At 66.5% G+C, this 14,781-nt stretch carries 14 protein-coding genes and 1 rRNA gene; 8 read left to right on the top strand and 7 right to left on the bottom strand.

What is annotated here, in order from left to right; genetic code table 11:
- Window positions 1–66 precede the first annotated feature (66 nt).
- Entirely contained in the window at window positions 67–765 is a 699-nt protein-coding gene (locus HWX00_RS30050; protein ID WP_034190672.1) for a TetR/AcrR family transcriptional regulator, read from the top strand.
- An 81-nt stretch (window positions 766–846) separates the two neighbouring features.
- On the opposite strand, the gene HWX00_RS30045 is transcribed toward HWX00_RS30050, so the two are convergent.
- The 3 genes from HWX00_RS30045 to HWX00_RS30035 are packed head-to-tail and all read right to left on the bottom strand — an operon-like array spanning window position 847 to window position 4,504.
- Window positions 847–2,037 (bottom strand): acetyl-CoA C-acetyltransferase, encoded by a 1,191-nt coding sequence (locus HWX00_RS30045; protein ID WP_034190673.1) that lies wholly within the window; start codon window positions 2,035–2,037, stop codon window positions 847–849.
- A gap of 18 nt (window positions 2,038–2,055) precedes the next feature.
- Window positions 2,056–2,823, bottom strand: a complete 768-nt coding sequence (locus HWX00_RS30040; protein ID WP_034190674.1) for a 3-hydroxyacyl-CoA dehydrogenase — start codon at window positions 2,821–2,823, stop codon at window positions 2,056–2,058.
- Window positions 2,824–2,836: 13 nt separating this feature from the next.
- Window positions 2,837–4,504, bottom strand: a complete 1,668-nt coding sequence (locus HWX00_RS30035) for an acyl-CoA synthetase (RefSeq protein ID WP_034190691.1) — start codon at window positions 4,502–4,504, stop codon at window positions 2,837–2,839.
- 145 nt (window positions 4,505–4,649) lie between these two features.
- On the opposite strand from HWX00_RS30035, the gene HWX00_RS30030 reads away from it, so the two are divergent.
- Complete coding sequence (locus tag HWX00_RS30030) at window positions 4,650–5,654, top strand: AraC family transcriptional regulator (RefSeq protein WP_175027317.1); 1,005 nt, start codon at window positions 4,650–4,652, stop codon at window positions 5,652–5,654.
- Between the two features lie 107 nt (window positions 5,655–5,761).
- Here the strand turns inward: HWX00_RS30030 and HWX00_RS30025 are convergent, their stop codons facing one another.
- A complete protein-coding gene (locus HWX00_RS30025) occupies window positions 5,762–7,153 on the bottom strand; it encodes an aspartate aminotransferase family protein (protein WP_034190676.1) in 1,392 nt (463 codons plus the stop codon).
- A gap of 80 nt (window positions 7,154–7,233) precedes the next feature.
- Entirely contained in the window at window positions 7,234–8,739 is a 1,506-nt protein-coding gene (locus HWX00_RS30020) for an aldehyde dehydrogenase (protein WP_175027318.1), read from the bottom strand.
- A gap of 387 nt (window positions 8,740–9,126) precedes the next feature.
- Here HWX00_RS30020 and HWX00_RS30015 point away from each other — a divergent pair, with 387 nt between their 5' ends.
- Both HWX00_RS30015 and HWX00_RS30010 read left to right on the top strand, forming a co-directional pair.
- On the top strand, window positions 9,127–9,726 hold the full coding sequence (locus tag HWX00_RS30015) for a hypothetical protein (protein ID WP_034190678.1): 600 nt from the start codon (window positions 9,127–9,129) through the stop codon (window positions 9,724–9,726).
- Between the two features lie 56 nt (window positions 9,727–9,782).
- Window positions 9,783–10,154: a nuclear transport factor 2 family protein gene (locus HWX00_RS30010; protein ID WP_175027319.1), complete on the top strand. Its 372-nt coding sequence runs from the start codon at window positions 9,783–9,785 to the stop codon at window positions 10,152–10,154.
- Window positions 10,155–10,249: 95 nt separating this feature from the next.
- Here HWX00_RS30010 and HWX00_RS30005 read toward each other — a convergent pair whose 3' ends face one another.
- The gene (locus HWX00_RS30005; RefSeq protein ID WP_059557998.1) at window positions 10,250–12,079 is read right to left on the bottom strand and encodes a methyl-accepting chemotaxis protein; all 1,830 of its coding nucleotides are present in this window, start codon (window positions 12,077–12,079) and stop codon (window positions 10,250–10,252) included.
- Window positions 12,080–12,353: 274 nt separating this feature from the next.
- On the opposite strand from HWX00_RS30005, the gene HWX00_RS30000 reads away from it, so the two are divergent.
- The 4 genes from HWX00_RS30000 to HWX00_RS29985 all read left to right on the top strand — a co-directional run bounded on the left by HWX00_RS30000 (window position 12,354) and on the right by HWX00_RS29985 (window position 14,375).
- On the top strand, window positions 12,354–12,935 hold the full coding sequence (locus HWX00_RS30000) for an RNA polymerase sigma factor (RefSeq protein ID WP_175027320.1): 582 nt from the start codon (window positions 12,354–12,356) through the stop codon (window positions 12,933–12,935).
- Window positions 12,936–12,947: 12 nt separating this feature from the next.
- Window positions 12,948–13,256 carry a hypothetical protein gene (locus HWX00_RS29995; RefSeq protein WP_034190681.1) on the top strand — a complete coding sequence of 103 codons (309 nt, stop codon included), beginning with the start codon at window positions 12,948–12,950 and terminating at the stop codon, window positions 13,254–13,256.
- Window positions 13,257–13,258: 2 nt separating this feature from the next.
- On the top strand, window positions 13,259–13,555 hold the full coding sequence (locus HWX00_RS29990; RefSeq protein WP_034190682.1) for a 4Fe-4S dicluster domain-containing protein: 297 nt from the start codon (window positions 13,259–13,261) through the stop codon (window positions 13,553–13,555).
- A 103-nt stretch (window positions 13,556–13,658) separates the two neighbouring features.
- Complete coding sequence (locus tag HWX00_RS29985) at window positions 13,659–14,375, top strand: O-methyltransferase (RefSeq protein ID WP_175027321.1); 717 nt, start codon at window positions 13,659–13,661, stop codon at window positions 14,373–14,375.
- Between the two features lie 117 nt (window positions 14,376–14,492).
- Here the strand turns inward: HWX00_RS29985 and rrf are convergent.
- A 5S ribosomal RNA gene (rrf, locus tag HWX00_RS29980) occupies window positions 14,493–14,605 on the bottom strand.
- Window positions 14,606–14,781: the final 176 nt, after the last annotated feature.

Raw genomic sequence — 14,781 nt, 5'->3', positions numbered from 1 at the left:
GCGTTCGACGCGGATCAGCGGCTAGAATGAAGCCCAACGCGGCACGCCCGCCGCGCGAGGGTAACGATGAGACATGACGAGGCCGCAGCCGAAGCCACCGACAGCGACGAGACGTCCGCGCCTTTGCGGCGACGCAAGGCACACATCCGCGAATCCAACGAAGCGCATCTGCTCGCCTGTGCGGAGGCCGTGTTCGCCGAACGCGGGTTCGACGGCGCGAGCACCGCGACGATCGCGGAACGCGCCGGCTTGCCGAAAGCGAACCTGCATTACTACTTCCCGACGAAGCTCGCGCTGTACCGCCGCGTGCTCGACGACCTGTTCGAGGAATGGCATCGCGCGGCCGGTTCGTTCGAGGCCAGCGACGATCCGGTGGAAGCGATCGGCGGCTACGTGCGCGCGAAGATGGCGCTGTCGCGGCGGCGCCCGCTCGGCTCGAAGGTGTGGGCCAACGAGATCATCCAGGGCGCGGAGCACATGCAGGACATCCTGTCGGAACGCGTGAAGCCGTGGTTCGACACCCGCGTGAACGTGATCGACGGCTGGATCGCGCGCGGGTTGCTCGCGCCGATCGACCCGCACGCGCTGATGTACCTGATCTGGGCGACCACCCAGCACTACGCGGATTTCGACGCGCAGATCCGCGCGCTGAGCGGCAAGCGCGCGTTCACGCAGAAGGCGTTCGACGAGAAGACCGAGCAGGTCGTGCAGCTCGTGATTCGTGCGTGCGGCGCGGTGTCGCCGAAGGCAAGTTCTCCCGAATGAAAATCGGGCGACGGGTCACGCGCAGGTTCACCCCGCGCCAGACCCGTCGCCCGCGTTGCAGCGTGCGTATTCCGCGATGCGTTACGCGACCCGTTCGATCGCGATCGCCGTCGCCTCGCCCCCGCCGATGCACAGCGATGCGACGCCGCGCTTGAGCCCATACGTGTCGAGCGCGGCCAGCAGCGTCACCATCACGCGCGCACCCGATGCGCCGATCGGATGCCCGAGCGCGCACGCGCCGCCATGCACGTTGACCTTCTCGTGCGGCAGGTCGAGGTCGCGCATCGCGGCCATCGGCACCACCGCGAACGCTTCGTTGATCTCGAACAGGTCGACGTCGCGCAGGTTCCAGCCGGTTTTCTCCGACAGCCTGCGCAGCGCGCCGATCGGCGCGGTCGCGAACAGGCCGGGCTTGTCCGCAAACGTCGAATGCCCGACGATCACCGCCTTCGGCGTGAGGCCGAGACGTTCGGCTTCCGAGCGGCGCATCATCACGAGCGCGGCCGCCCCGTCCGAGATCGACGACGCGTTCGCGGCCGTCACCGTGCCGCCCTCGCGGAACGCCGGCTTCAGCGTCGGGATCTTGTCGAGCTTTGCCTTGCCCGGCTGCTCGTCGATCGACACGACGCTTTCCGTCTTGCCGGCCTTCACGGTCACCGGTGCGATCTCCGATACGAAACGCCCCTCCGCGATCGCGCGCTGCGCACGCGTGAGCGACGCGATCGCGAACGCATCCTGCGCCTCCCGCGTGAACTGGTACGCCTGCGCGCAATCCTCGGCGAACGTGCCCATCAGGCGGCCCTTCTCGTACGCGTCCTCGAGCCCGTCGAGGAACATGTGATCGAGCACCTGACCGTGGCCCATGCGCATCCCGGCGCGCGCCTTCGGCAGCAGGTACGGCGCATTCGTCATGCTCTCCATCCCGCCCGCGACGGCCACCGCCGCCGAACCGGCCAGCAGCAGGTCATGCGCGAACATCGCGGCCTTCATCCCCGAACCGCACATCTTGTTGACCGTGGTCGCGCCTGCGCCGAGCGGCAGCCCGGCCTTCAGCGCGGCCTGTCGTGCCGGCGCCTGGCCCTGGCCGGCCGGCAGCACGCAGCCGAACACGATTTCGTCGATGCGTTCGGCCGGCACGTTCGCGCGCTCGAGCGCCGCGCGAATCGCGACCGCGCCGAGGTCGCTCGCACTGGCCCCCGCCAGGTCGCCCTGAAAACCACCCATCGGCGTACGCGCCGTGCCAACGATTACGATCGGATCCTGAGTCGTCATGATTCGCTTCCTCCAGTGTCAGCGCGGTGCCATGCGCAACGCGCCATCGAGACGGATAACTTCGCCGTTCAGCATCGTGTTCTCGGCGATGTGGCGCACCAGCGCCGCAAATTCTTCCGGGCGGCCGAGCCGCGGCGGGAACGGCACGCTCTTGCCGAGCGCGTCCTGCACGTCCTGCGGCATGCCGGCCATCATCGGCGTCGCGAAGATGCCCGGCGCGACCGTCACGACGCGGATGCCGAAGCGCGCGAGTTCACGCGCGATCGGCAGCGTCATGCCCACCACGCCGCTTTTCGATGCAGCATACGCCGCCTGCCCGATCTGCCCGTCGAACGCCGCGACCGATGCGGTGTTGACGATCACGCCACGCTCGCCTTCCGCATCGGCGTCCTGCTTCGACATCGCTTCGGCGGCCAGCCGGATCATGTTGAACGTGCCGACCAGATTGATCGACACCGCACGGACGAAACGGTCGAGCGAGTGCGGGCCGTCGCGGCCGACGACCTTCTCGCCCGGCGCGACGCCCGCGCAGTTGACCAGCGCGTCGATGCGGCCGAACGCGTCGCGCGCGGCGGCGACGGCCGCCTGGCCGTCGGCTTCGTTCGTCACGTCGGTCTTCACGAAGCGGGCGGCCGCCCCGAGTTCGTGCGCGAGGTTCGTCCCGGCATCGTCATTGACGTCCAGCAGCACGGCCTTGCCGCCGGCCCCGACGACCATGCGCGCCACCGCGGCGCCCAGGCCCGAGCCGGCGCCCGTAATCAGAAAAACGCGATCCTTGATATTCATTCGCAGTCCGTATTCAGGGTTGAGCGGCCTTCTCGGCTTCCATCTTGCGCAGCACGAAACGCTGGATCTTGCCGCTCGGGGTTTTCGGCAGCGCGCCGACGAAGTCGATCGCGCGCGGATACGCGTGAGCGGACAGCCGCCGCTTCACGTGCAGGCTCAATTCCTCGGCCAGTTCCGGCGTGCCGTCGAAGCCCTTCGACAGCACGACGAACGCCTTCACGATCTCCGTACGCTCCGGATCGGGCACGCCGATCACCGCGGCTTCGCTGACGGCCTTATGCTCGATCAGCGCGCTTTCCACGTCGAACGGGCCGATCCGGTAGCCGGACGACGTGATCACGTCGTCCGCGCGGCCGATGAAGCTCACGGTGCCGTCCGGCTCCAGCTCGACGTTGTCGCCGGTCCGGTAATAGCCGCCCGCGATCGCCGGCGTGTCCTGCCGCCAATAGCCGCGGAACCACAGCAGCGGCGAGCGCGCGATGTCGATCGCGAGGTTGCCCGGTTCGCCGGGGCCCAGCTCGCGGCCCGCTTCGTCGAGTACCGCGACACGGTAGCCCGGCATCGCCAGGCCGGCGGAACCGACATGCACCACGTGCGCGAGACCGTGATGGTTGTTCACGACCATCCCGAGCTCGGTCTGGCCGTAGTGATCGTAAATCGGCGCGCCGAGCGCCGCGTCGAACCAGCGCACGACCTCCGGATTCAGCGGCTCGCCCGCGCTGCTGACCACGCGCAGCTTGCCTTTCACGCGCGCCGCCGCTTCCGGCCCGGCGGCCATCAGCATCCGGTACGCGGTCGGCGAGCCGGCCAGGCTCGTGATGCCGAGCCGTTCGATCACGTCGTACGTGCTCTCGACCGTGAAGCTGCCTTCGTAGAGCGTCGTCGCATGGCCGAGCACGAGCGGGCCCGTGATCGCGTAATAGAGGCCGTACGCCCAGCCCGGATCGGCGATGTTCCAGAATCGGTCGCCTGCGCGCAGATCGACCGCTTCGCGCATGTAGGCGCCGAACGCGAGCAACGCGTACAGCGGCACCGGCACGCCCTTCGGCAAGCCCGTCGTCCCCGACGTCGACATCATCATGAACAGGTCCGTGCCCTTGCGCGGCACGGGTTCGAACGTATCGGGCTGCGCATCGAGCGCCGCGCGGAAATCGATGTCGCGCTCGGGCAGCGTGTCGCCCGGTTCGCGCACCGTCGCGACCGGCGGGCAATCGTCGATCTCGTCGAGCTTCGCGCGATTCGCGACGTTGGTCACGACGACGCGTGCATCGCTCATGCGCAGCCGGTGTTCGATCGCCTTCGGGCCGAATGCGGTGAACAGCGGCTGATAGACGGCCCCCGCGCGCCACGTGCCGAGGATCGTCGCGACGAGCTCGGGCGTGCGCGGCAGCAGGCCGGCCACCACGTCGCCCGGCTTCACGCCCTGCGCGACGAGCAGGTTCGCGACCCGCGCCGACCACGCCTGCATCTGCGCGAACGTGAAGCGGTGGTGCCGCCCGCCGATGTCGATCCAGTCGAGTGCGACCGCGTCCGCCGTCGCGTGCCGGTCGCAGCACTCGACGCACGCGTTCATGCCGCGCTCCAGATCGCCGTGCAGCTGCGCGGCGGCGGTCTCGATTCTGAACCGGGCCACGGCGTCGGCGTAGGCCGGCACCGCCCGGGCGGTCGCTCCATCAGGCATGCGTGTCTCCTGTACGTTATGGCCGCCGTCGAGCCAGGAGCGCGACGGGGCATACATCGATAGTAGACAGCCCGCACATTGCATTCAATGACAAACAGAATCTAGAATCGTGATCGCTTTTGCCATGTCGGGAGGACGCAGAAAAATGGGGCCGCAGATGATTTCGCCGGATTTCGTCGACGATGCGCTCGCGTGCCTGGGCCGGCAAGGCCTGCCGACGGAACCGGTATTGCACGCCGCCGGCCTCCCGGCCGCCGTGCGCGAGCCCGTCACGCCGCAACAGTACGGCCGGCTGTGGCTGGCGATCGCCGGCACGCTCGACGACGAATTCTTCGGCCTCGCCGCGCGCCCGATGCGACGAGGCAGCTTCACGCTGCTGTGCCACGCGGTGCTGCACGCCGGCACGCTCGAGCAGGCGCTGCGCCGCGCGCTGCAGTTCCTTCGCGTGGTGCTCGACGAACCGCACGGCGAACTCGTCGTGGCCGGCGGGCAGGCGCAAATCGTGCTGACGCAGACGGGCGCACCCTATCCGGCGTTCGCCTACCGCACGTTCTGGCTGATCCTGCTCGGCGTCGCGTGCTGGCTGACCGGCCGGCGCATTCCGCTGCAACGGATCGATTTCGCGTGCCCAAGCCCCGACCAGCGCAGCGACTATCACCAGTTCTTCGGCGTCCCCGTGCATTTCGACCGGCCCGACAGCCGGCTCGCGTTCAACGCCGCGTATCTCGCGCTGCCGACGATCCGTTCCGAGCAGGCACTGAAAACCTTCCTGCGCGGCGCGCCCGGCAACCTGCTGGTTCGCTACCGGCACGACACCGGCTGGGTCGCGAAAACGCGCGCGCACCTGAAAGCGCTGCCGGCCGCCGAGTGGCCCGACTTCGACGCGCTGGCCGTGCGCCTCGGCACGACGCCGGCGACGCTGCGACGGCGCCTGCGCAGCGAAGGGCAGAGCTTCGCGGCGATCAAGGACGAGCTGCGCGGCGCGCTGGCCCAGTCGCTGCTGCGCGCTCACGCGCTCAGCGTCGCGGAGATCGCGGCCGAGCTCGGCTTCACCGAGCCGAGCGCGTTCCATCGCGCGTTCCGCAAGTGGACGGGCACGAGCCCCGGCGCGTTTCGCCGCGACGTGCATGCGGCAAAAGCGGAGCCTTGACGCGCGAAGCGCACGCGGCGCGCTTCGAACATTCGGGTTGTCACCTCACGCTGGCACCGGCGCCGCGGAGCAGTCAGTCGCCGGACGAAAGCGCGCCGCTCGACCGGTCAGCAGTCGATCCCGAGCACTTCGCGTGCGGTCGCATCGACCGCCTTGCGCATCGTGCCGACCAGTTCGTCGATCTGCGCATGATCGATCACCAGTGGCGGCGCAACGATCAGGCGGCCGTTGGTCGATCGCACGATCGCACCGAGTTCGAAACCGACCGTCCGGCTGTGCCAGGTCAGGTCGGCCTCGTTCTCGAAGCGCTCGCGCGTCGCCTTGTCCTTCGCGAACTGGATCGCACCGACCGCGCCCACACCCTGAATCTCGCCGACGAGCGGATGACCGTCGAATGCGTCGCGCAGCGCCTTCTGCAGGTACGGGCCCGTATCCGTCCTCGTCCGCTCGACGAGGCCCTCGCGCTCGAGCACGTCGAGGTTCGCCAGCGCGACGGCGGCCGCGACCGGGTGCCCCGAATACGTCAGCCCGTGCGCATAGACGCCACCCTTGTCGACCAGCGCATCGCCGACGCGCCGGCTCATGATCAGGCCGCCCATCGGCACATAACCCGACGTCAACCCCTTGGCCATGCAGATCAGGTCGGGTTCGAAGCCGAAGTGACGATGCGCGAACCACTCGCCGGTACGGCCGAAGCCGCCGATCACTTCATCCGCGCAAAGCAGCACGTCATACTGGCGGCAGATGCGTTCGATCTCCTGCCAGTAGCCGTCCGGCGGGAAAATCATCCCGCCCGCCCCCTGGAACGGCTCCGCGACGAAGGCGGCGACGCGGTCCGCACCGATCTCGAGGATCTTGCGCTCGAGCGACAGCGCCGCCTGCCTGCCGAATGCCTCGGGGCTCAGGTCGCCGCCGTTCGCGTACCAGTACGGTTCGTCGACGTGCGTGACGTTCGGAATCGGCAGGTCGCCCATTTCATGCATGAACGCCATGCCGCCCAGCGACGCACTGCCGACCGTCGACCCGTGATAGCCGTTCACGCGGCCGATCAGCACCTTCTTCGCCGGCTGGCCCATCACGTCCCAGAAGCGCCGTACCGTGCGGATCAGTACCTCATTCGATTCGGAACCCGAATTGGTATACACCACATGGCTGAAGCGATTGCCGAGCAGCGCGAACAGCCGCTCCGACAGTTCGATCACCGACGGGTGGGTCGTATGAAAGAACATGTTGTAGTACGACAGCGCCTTCATCTGCCGCGCGGCGGCGTCGACCAGCTCCGGCCGGCCATAACCGACGTTGGTACACCACAGCCCGGACATGCCGTCCAGATAGCGGTTGCCGTCGTTGTCCCATAGATATACACCTTCGCCGCGCACCATCACGCGCGCGCCCTCCTCGTTCAGCGCCTTCTGGTCGACGAATGCATGCAGGTGATGCGCGGCGTCGCTGCGTTGATAGTCCTGGGTCGTACGATGCGGAAAGTGGGGGGCATTCATGGGCAAGTCTCCGGTGCGTTGTAGGGATAAAAGCGCGGTCGTGCCGCCCGGCGCGGCCATTGGCGGCCCGCCGGGCCGAATCAGTAGCTGATCCAGGTCGTCTTCAGGCCCGTGTACTTGTCGATCGCGTGCAGCGACAGATCGCGGCCGAAGCCCGACTGGCGGAACCCGCCGAACGGCGTCTGCGCGCTCAGCGCATCGACCGTGTTGACGGACACCGTGCCGGCCCGCAGCCGGCCCGATACGCGATGCGCGCGCGACAGGCTGCCGGTCCACACCGACGCGGCCAGCCCATAGATCGAATCGTTCGCGAGCCGCACGGCCTCGTCCTCGGTATCGAACGCCATCACCGACAGCACCGGTCCGAAGATTTCCTCGCGCGCGATCGCGTCGTCCGGCTGCACGTCGATGAAGATCGTCGGTTCGATGAAGTAGCCCTTGCCGTCGACACGCGGTGCGCCGCCGCCGATCGCGAGCGTCGCGCTGTCGCGGCCGCGCGCGATCCATTCACGCACGCGCCGATGCTGCTGCTCATCGACGATCGCGCCCATCCCGCTCGACGGATCGAGCGGATCGCCCGGCATGAATGCGGCGGCATGCGCAATCAGCCGGTCGACGAACGCATCGTGGATCGAGCGCTGGACCAGCAGCCGCGAGTTCGCGGAACACACTTCGCCCTGGTTGAAGAAGATGCCGAAGCACGCCTTGCGTGCGGCGAGATCGAGATCGTCCGCATCGTCGAAGACAAGGTTCGGGCTCTTGCCGCCGCATTCGAGCCACACCTGCTTCATGTTCGACTGCGCGGCGTACTCGAGGAATTTCTTGCCGACGGCCGTCGATCCCGTGAACGCGAGTACGTCGACGTCGGGATGCAGTCCGAGCGCGCGCCCCGCGGTCTCGCCGTCACCCGGCACGACGTTCAGCACGCCGGGCGGCAGGCCGGCCTCGAGCGCCAGCTCCGCGACACGCAGCGCGGACAGCGGCGACTGTTCCGCCGGCTTCAGCACGACGCTGTTGCCGGCGGCAAGCGCCGGCGCCACCTTCCACGCGACCATGTCGAGCGGAAAATTCCACGGCACGACCACGCCGACCACGCCCAGCGGTTCGCGCGTGACGACCGCGAGGTTACCGGGATCGGCCGACGCGACTTCGCCGTGCAGCTTGTCGACGGCTTCGCCATACCAACCGAACAGGCCGCCCGCGGCCGGCACGTCGATGCCGAACGCGTCCGCGACGCGCTTGCCCATGTTGAGCGAATCGAGCAGCGCGAGCTCTTCGCCATGCGCGGCGATGAGCTCGCCGAGCCGGCACAGCACGCGCTTGCGCTCGGCCGGCGCGCAGCGCGACCAGACGCCGGATTCGAACGCGTGGCGCGCGGCGCGCACCGCATCGTCGACGTCCGGCGCGCCGCACGACGCGACTTCCGCGATGACGGCCTCGGTCGCCGGATTGATCGCGGCGAACGTCCGCCCGCTGCGGGCCGGCACGCCGCGCCCGCCGATATGCGCGAGCGTTCTCGAGACGACCTGCGCCGCGAGACGTCTCCAGTCCGCGTGCTGACGGCTTTCTGTTGAAGTTGGGTTCATTCAAGGCTCCGTTGTGACGACCCGGCGCTAGTGTGGGGTGCTCCGCCCGGCTTCTACCCGACGACGGACGTTGGCGGCCACGACCTCGGCCCATGACCGCCGTGCATCGCGGCAGTCGTCCGGTCGGCCAACTGTCGGTGATCAAAAGGAGATTTGAAAGAACAGTTTTTCTTCTCACTGACGAGGTTATTTCTATCCATTCGATCGTCGTGCAGCGGGGTTTTCCTGCCGCGTCACGATCGCGGCGCCGTTCGTTTTGGAGGTGATTGCTTCGGCATTCCGGTGCGAGCCTGCGTGAAAACGCTACGCAACAGTGCGTCGGCACGACGTTGCGCCCCGCGCCGTCCGACCACATACTGGTCGGCCAGTCCGCACGAGGTTGCGTCGATGGGGAGTATCGATCAGGGTGCCGCTTCGGTCTTTGGCGTGATCGGCACGGCCGTGTCCCTGCTGGCGGCGGTTCCGTACGCGCTCGCGATCTACCGGCGCACCGTTCGCCCGCATCTGTTCACGTGGCTCGTCTGGTCGGTCGTCACCGCGATCGCGGCGGCCGGCCAGTTCGCTGCAGGCGCGGGGCCGTCCGCATGGTGCACGGCGGCGATTGCCGTCACGTGCCTTCTGACGCTGGTGGCGAGCATCTTTCGCGGCGATCGCGGCTGGACCGGCCTCGACTGGGTTTTTCTGGGCGCGGCGCTGTCGGCCGTGCCGTTGTGGATGCTGACCGACGACCCGACGATCTCGATCTGCCTGGTCACGCTGATCGAGCTTGCCGGCCTCGGCCCGACCGTGCGCAAGACGATCCGCGATCCGTGGAGCGAAAGCCTCGCCTATTTCGCGCTGTGCGTGCTCAAGTACGCGCTGGCGTTGCTGGCACTGAACACGTGGCGTGGCGCGGTCGCGTTCTATCCGGTCGTCAACGTCATCGCGTCGATCGGCATCTGCGTGGTGATGCTGGTCCGGCGTCAATCGCTGTCGAATGCGCGGTAGGTTTTATCCGCCGCCGCTGCGTGTGCAACCCTTCGGGGATGAAGCGAGGATCCGACATGGATGCAATCCGTACTGTCATCGAACCGTTTGAAACCGCGCTGCGTGCGGCGATGCTGGTCAACGACGTCGACGCGCTCGATACACTGCTGGACGACGATCTGGTGTTCACCGCCCCGACCGGCCAGATCATTTCCAAGGAAGACGACCTGTCCGTGCATCGTGCGAAGCTGCTGCGCCTGGAGAAACTCGACGTCCACGAAATGCGCGCCTGCGCGATCGACGCGATGATCCTGACCACGACGAAAGCGACACTCGCCGGCCATTTCGACGGCATCGCGTTCGACGGCACGTTTGCCTATACGCGCCTCTGGCGCCGCTCGAGCACGGGCTGGCGCATCGTCGCCGGGCACGCTTCGCAGGTCATGTAGGCTGCGCCCGGTTCCGGCTGTCCGGACATTCGCGCACAGGTGAAGGTGTCGCACCCGTCCATGCCGCGAATGTCGGGTAGCCGATACGCGCGTCGTCAAGCGGGCTGCAACGCCGACGCACGATTGTCCGCGAGCTTGAACTCGCCGACCGTCTGCGCGAGCCTGGCAGCCTGCTCGCGCAACAACGTCGCCGCGGCCGCCGACTGCTCGACGAGCGCCGCATTCTGCTGCGTCGCGTCGTCGAGATGCGACACGGCCTGATTCACCTGCTCGAGCCCCGTGCTCTGCTCCTTCGCCGCCACGGTCATTTCGGCGATCACGCCCGTGATGCCGCGCACGCCCTCGACGATCTCGTCCATCGTCGCCCCGGCCGTCTGGACGAGTCCGGAGCCGCCCTCGATCTTCTCGACCGACGAGTGAATCAGCTGCTTGATCTCCTTGGCGGCTTGCGCGCTGCGCTGTGCGAGTGCACGCACCTCGCCCGCGACGACCGCAAAGCCGCGGCCGTGCTCGTTCGCACGTGCTGCCTCGACGGCGGCGTTCAACGCGAGGATGTTGGTCTGGAACGCAATGCCGTCGATCACGCCGACGATGTTGGCGATTTCGCCGGACGCTTGCGTGATGTCGTTCATCGTCGACACGACCTCGCTCACGACCGAGCCGCCGCGCAACGCGACAGTCGACGCGGATTCCGCCAGACGGCTCACCTGGCTGGCGGCATCGGCCGAGTTGCGGGCCGTGCCGGCGATTTCCTCGAGCGCGGCGGCCGTCTCCTGCAAGCTCGACGCCGCATGTTCGGTCCGGCTCGACAGATCCTGGTTGCCCTGTGCGATCTCGGCGCTCGCGAGGTTGACGGATTCGCTGAATTCGCGAATCTGCAGCAGGATCGTGCTGATCTTTTCGGCGAACAGGTTGAACGCATGCGCGATCTGCGCGGCTTCGTCCGCGCCGTCGGCGGGCAGGCGTTTCGTCAGGTCGCCGCTGCCGCTCGAGACGTCCATGAGCGCATCGCGAACCAGCAGGATGCGCTTGAAAGCCGCGTTCGTCATCGCGCCGACGAGCGCCGCCGCGATGACGGCGACGATCAGGATGGCAGCCAGCGTCGTGGTCGCGACCGCACGCATGCCGGCCGTCACGTCGGCCTTGTCGAGCGCGAGGACCAGCGACCAGTCGGTGCCTGCGATCGGCTGTGCGCGCACCAGCTTGGTGGCCCCGTCGATGTCGACCGCGACAGGCGCGGACGCCGTTTGCAGCGCGCCGAGGTGATCGGAGTCGAGCGCAGGCGAAAGGCCGGTCGCAGGTTTCATGATCAGGTCGGTCTTCGCCGACGCGATCACGCGCCCGCTCTTGTCCACCAGGAACGCGAAACTCGCCGGTGTCGGGTGAACGGAGGTGACGATCGCGCTCACGCTCTCCATGAACAGGCTGGCGGCCAGCACGCCCTTCACGGCGCCGTCGCGCACCACGGGCACCGCGAACGCGACGGCCGGCTTGCCGGTCGTCGCATCACGGTAGAGCGCCGTCACGACCAGCTGGCCCGCGCTGACGGCTTGCTTGTACCAGGGCCGTGCGGTCGGATCGTAGCCGGGCGCGAGCGGGACGTTCGAGAACGCAGTCTTGTCCGGCAAGCCAAGCGTCAGCACCTCGAAGCCACCCGACTTGCCGAGCAGTTTCAATGCCGGCAGCGGGTCGCCTTCGCCGATCGCGATCGTGTCGGCGAGTGCCTGGGTCGCCCGCGCCCTGCTGGCCACCCATTCGTTGATCGCGAGCGCGTGGCCGGCGAGGATCGACTTGTGGTTCTGGTCGATGGCCTCGTCGTTGTGGTTCTTGACGACGTAATAGACCAGTCCGCCCGTCACGGCCAGCGCCGTGACCACGATGGCGACGCAGGTCGCAAGTATCCGAGCACGAATCGAGGACAGCATGATGACTTCGATCTCCGTTACCGCGTTATTTGAATGGGGTTGCCGAAGGCCGGCAACGTCCTGTTTAACGACAGCGGTGGCGGGAACTTAAGGCCTGACTGGCCTGACCAGTTCAGACGAGAGGTTGGCAGGGCTGCGAAGTCGGAAAAGACAGAGTCGATTCGGCGAGATCGGACTATCGTGCCGACTGTCCGTGGTGCGTCGAGGGAAAGCGTTCAGCAGCGGATTTTCACCGGCGCCACAATATCCGGGCGCCTGAAACGTCTTCACAGGCATGGAATCGCCACCCACTTCGCACATGATGACCGACCCAGACCGCGACATCACGGCGACGGTGATGCGTGAACGATCGAGGCTAGTGAGCTTCATCCGGCGCCGGATACGCGACCCGGACGATGCCGAGGACATCCTGCAGGATGTGTTTTACGAATTCGTGCAGGCGTATCGGCTGCCTGCCCCGATCGAGCAGGCGAGCGCGTGGCTGTTCCGTACCGCGCGCAACCGCATCATCGATCGTTTTCGCAAGAAGAAGGAGCAGCCGCTGACCGATCTGCTCGAAGCCGAAGACGAACCGGACGGCGAGTATCGGCTGGACCTCGCGCTACCGGCGCACGACGCCGGCCCCGAAGCGCTCTACGCCCGCACGCTGGTGCTCAAGGCGTTGCAGGATGCGCTCGACGAGTTGCCCGCCAATCAGCGTGAGGTTTTCATCGCGCATGAACTGGAAGGGCAGTCCTTCAAGGAGATGGCCGCGCAAAGCGGTATCGCGCTCAATACCCTGCTCGCGCGCAAACGCTATGCGGTCCTGCATCTGCGCGCCCGGATGCAGCCCATTTATGACGAACTGGACAACTAACGGAGTCGACGGATGAATTTTCGAATCAGATGTGCCGGCAAGGCACTGCTCGTGGTGATCGCCATAGGCGTGCTCGGATGGGTCGTCATGATGCTGTGGAACTGGGTGATGCCGGCGTTATTCGTCGGCGCCCGGACGATCGACTTCGCCCATGCGCTGGGCCTGCTGGTGTTGAGCCGCATTCTGTTCGGCGGATTCCGCGGACACCGTGGCTGGCACGGCCGACGCCACTGGCGCAAGTGGGAATCGATGACGCCGGAAGAGCGCGAGCGTTTTCGGGCCGCGTGGCGATCGGGCAGCAACCCGCGCACGGGAGAGTGAACATGCGCGAACGATCCACGGGCAGCTGCAAACAGAAGCCGGGGGTGATTGCGCCGGTCGTCGACCTGAAACGTTGCGAAGGCAAGGGGGATTGCGTCACCGTTTGCCCGGAAAACGTATTCGAGATCCGGCGCATCGATCAGTCCGACTACGTCGGCCTCGGCATGATGCATCGCCTGAAGTTGCGCGTGCATGGAATGAAAGTCGCCTACACGCCGAATGCGCATGCGTGCCGGTCATGCGGGCTTTGCGTGACGGCGTGTCCGGAACGCGCCATCACGCTCGCCCGAAGCACGTAGCATCGCCGGTTGGTCGGCGGCCGAACCTCAGCGCGGGAAACCCGGCGGAGGGAGCAGTCGCTGGATGCGTCGTCGACCTCATCAATCTCTCCAGGGAATGCACATGACTCCACCCACCATCGCTCTTCTGCAAAGGCTTCATGAGGAGAGCCGAGCCGAAATCATCGCGCGCGCACGCGCGCAGTTCCAGGGATCGAACGAAGCGTTCCTGACGCTCGGCGACGAATACGAGGCGCTTGCTCCCCGGCTGCGGGGACGATTTCTCGAAATGCTCGGGTTGTCCAGCGAAGACTTCGAGTCCTCGGAAGGCAGCCCGCTATCGTTGGCCGTGTCGGCGGAAACGGGAAGATTCCTGCGCAACATGGTGCTTTCGCAACGGCCGGCCCGAATCCTCGAACTCGGCAGTTCCCGCGGCGTGTCCACGCTCTATTTCGCGGAGGCGCTGCGCATGTTGGGCCGCGGCGTGGTCGTCGCGACCGAGCGCGACACGCTCAAGTGCGCACATCTGCGCGCGCACGCCAAAACGGCAGGCCTGGACGCTTATGTCGATTTGCGGGAGGGCGACGTATTCGAGACCGTTGCCGAATTGGACGGGGCCTTCGACCTGGTATTCATCGACGTTTGGGCCGACGCTTATCTGAGACTGTTCAAGCAGATCGAGCACCTGCTGCGCCCGGGATCGGTCGTGCTTGCCGACAACATGTACACAGCCGAGGATGCCGTTCGACCCTACAAGCAATACCTGGACGACGATCCGCGGTTTTCGACCACGACGCTGGACTTTGAATCGGGGGTCGAATTTACGGTCGTCGTATCTTGAGTCGGGATGTCGTCGAATGGATGCGATGAATCGAGCACCTTTCTGCGTCGACGCGCATTTCCGTCGCCGAAATGCAAAAACCCCCGCCTTTTCGGGCGGGGGTTTCTGGCTTAGGGAGCCTGACGATTACCTACTTTCACACGGGAATCCGCACTATCATCGGCGTAGAGTCGTTTCACGGTCCTGTTCGGGATGGGAAGGGGTGGGACCGACTCGCTATGGTCATCAGGCAAAGAGGGTTGTTGTGCTGACTTCGCAGCACAACCAATCTTGGAAGAAGCAGTAATTTTGGGGTTGTGCGTATCAGCACATCGCGGTCATTCAACCGCTGTCTGTAAAACAGACTTGTTATAGGATCAAGCCTTACGGGCAATTAGTATCAGTTAGCTGAACGCATTACTGCGCT

This window comes from Burkholderia seminalis DSM 23518 (assembly GCF_902832885.1).
GTDB lineage: Bacteria > Pseudomonadota > Gammaproteobacteria > Burkholderiales > Burkholderiaceae > Burkholderia > Burkholderia seminalis.
This window is presented reverse-complemented; position numbering and strand designations above follow the sequence as displayed.

Excerpts from the sequence above, each read along its gene's own strand:
- HWX00_RS30030 (WP_175027317.1), top strand. The coding sequence starts at position 4,650 with ATGGGGCCGCAGATGATTTCGCCGGATTTCGTCGACGATGCGCTCGCG.
- HWX00_RS30015 (WP_034190678.1), top strand. The coding sequence starts at position 9,127 with ATGGGGAGTATCGATCAGGGTGCCGCTTCGGTCTTTGGCGTGATCGGC.
- HWX00_RS30005 (WP_059557998.1), bottom strand. The coding sequence starts at position 12,079 with ATGCTGTCCTCGATTCGTGCTCGGATACTTGCGACCTGCGTCGCCATC.
- HWX00_RS30010 (WP_175027319.1), top strand. The coding sequence starts at position 9,783 with ATGGATGCAATCCGTACTGTCATCGAACCGTTTGAAACCGCGCTGCGT.
- HWX00_RS30020 (WP_175027318.1), bottom strand. The coding sequence starts at position 8,739 with ATGAACCCAACTTCAACAGAAAGCCGTCAGCACGCGGACTGGAGACGT.
- HWX00_RS30025 (WP_034190676.1), bottom strand. The coding sequence starts at position 7,153 with ATGAATGCCCCCCACTTTCCGCATCGTACGACCCAGGACTATCAACGC.
- HWX00_RS30045 (WP_034190673.1), bottom strand. The coding sequence starts at position 2,037 with ATGACGACTCAGGATCCGATCGTAATCGTTGGCACGGCGCGTACGCCG.
- HWX00_RS30040 (WP_034190674.1), bottom strand. The coding sequence starts at position 2,823 with ATGAATATCAAGGATCGCGTTTTTCTGATTACGGGCGCCGGCTCGGGC.
- HWX00_RS30050 (WP_034190672.1), top strand. The coding sequence starts at position 67 with ATGAGACATGACGAGGCCGCAGCCGAAGCCACCGACAGCGACGAGACG.
- HWX00_RS29995 (WP_034190681.1), top strand. The coding sequence starts at position 12,948 with ATGAATTTTCGAATCAGATGTGCCGGCAAGGCACTGCTCGTGGTGATC.
- HWX00_RS30035 (WP_034190691.1), bottom strand. The coding sequence starts at position 4,504 with ATGCCTGATGGAGCGACCGCCCGGGCGGTGCCGGCCTACGCCGACGCC.
- HWX00_RS30000 (WP_175027320.1), top strand. The coding sequence starts at position 12,354 with ATGGAATCGCCACCCACTTCGCACATGATGACCGACCCAGACCGCGAC.
- HWX00_RS29985 (WP_175027321.1), top strand. The coding sequence starts at position 13,659 with ATGACTCCACCCACCATCGCTCTTCTGCAAAGGCTTCATGAGGAGAGC.
- HWX00_RS29990 (WP_034190682.1), top strand. The coding sequence starts at position 13,259 with ATGCGCGAACGATCCACGGGCAGCTGCAAACAGAAGCCGGGGGTGATT.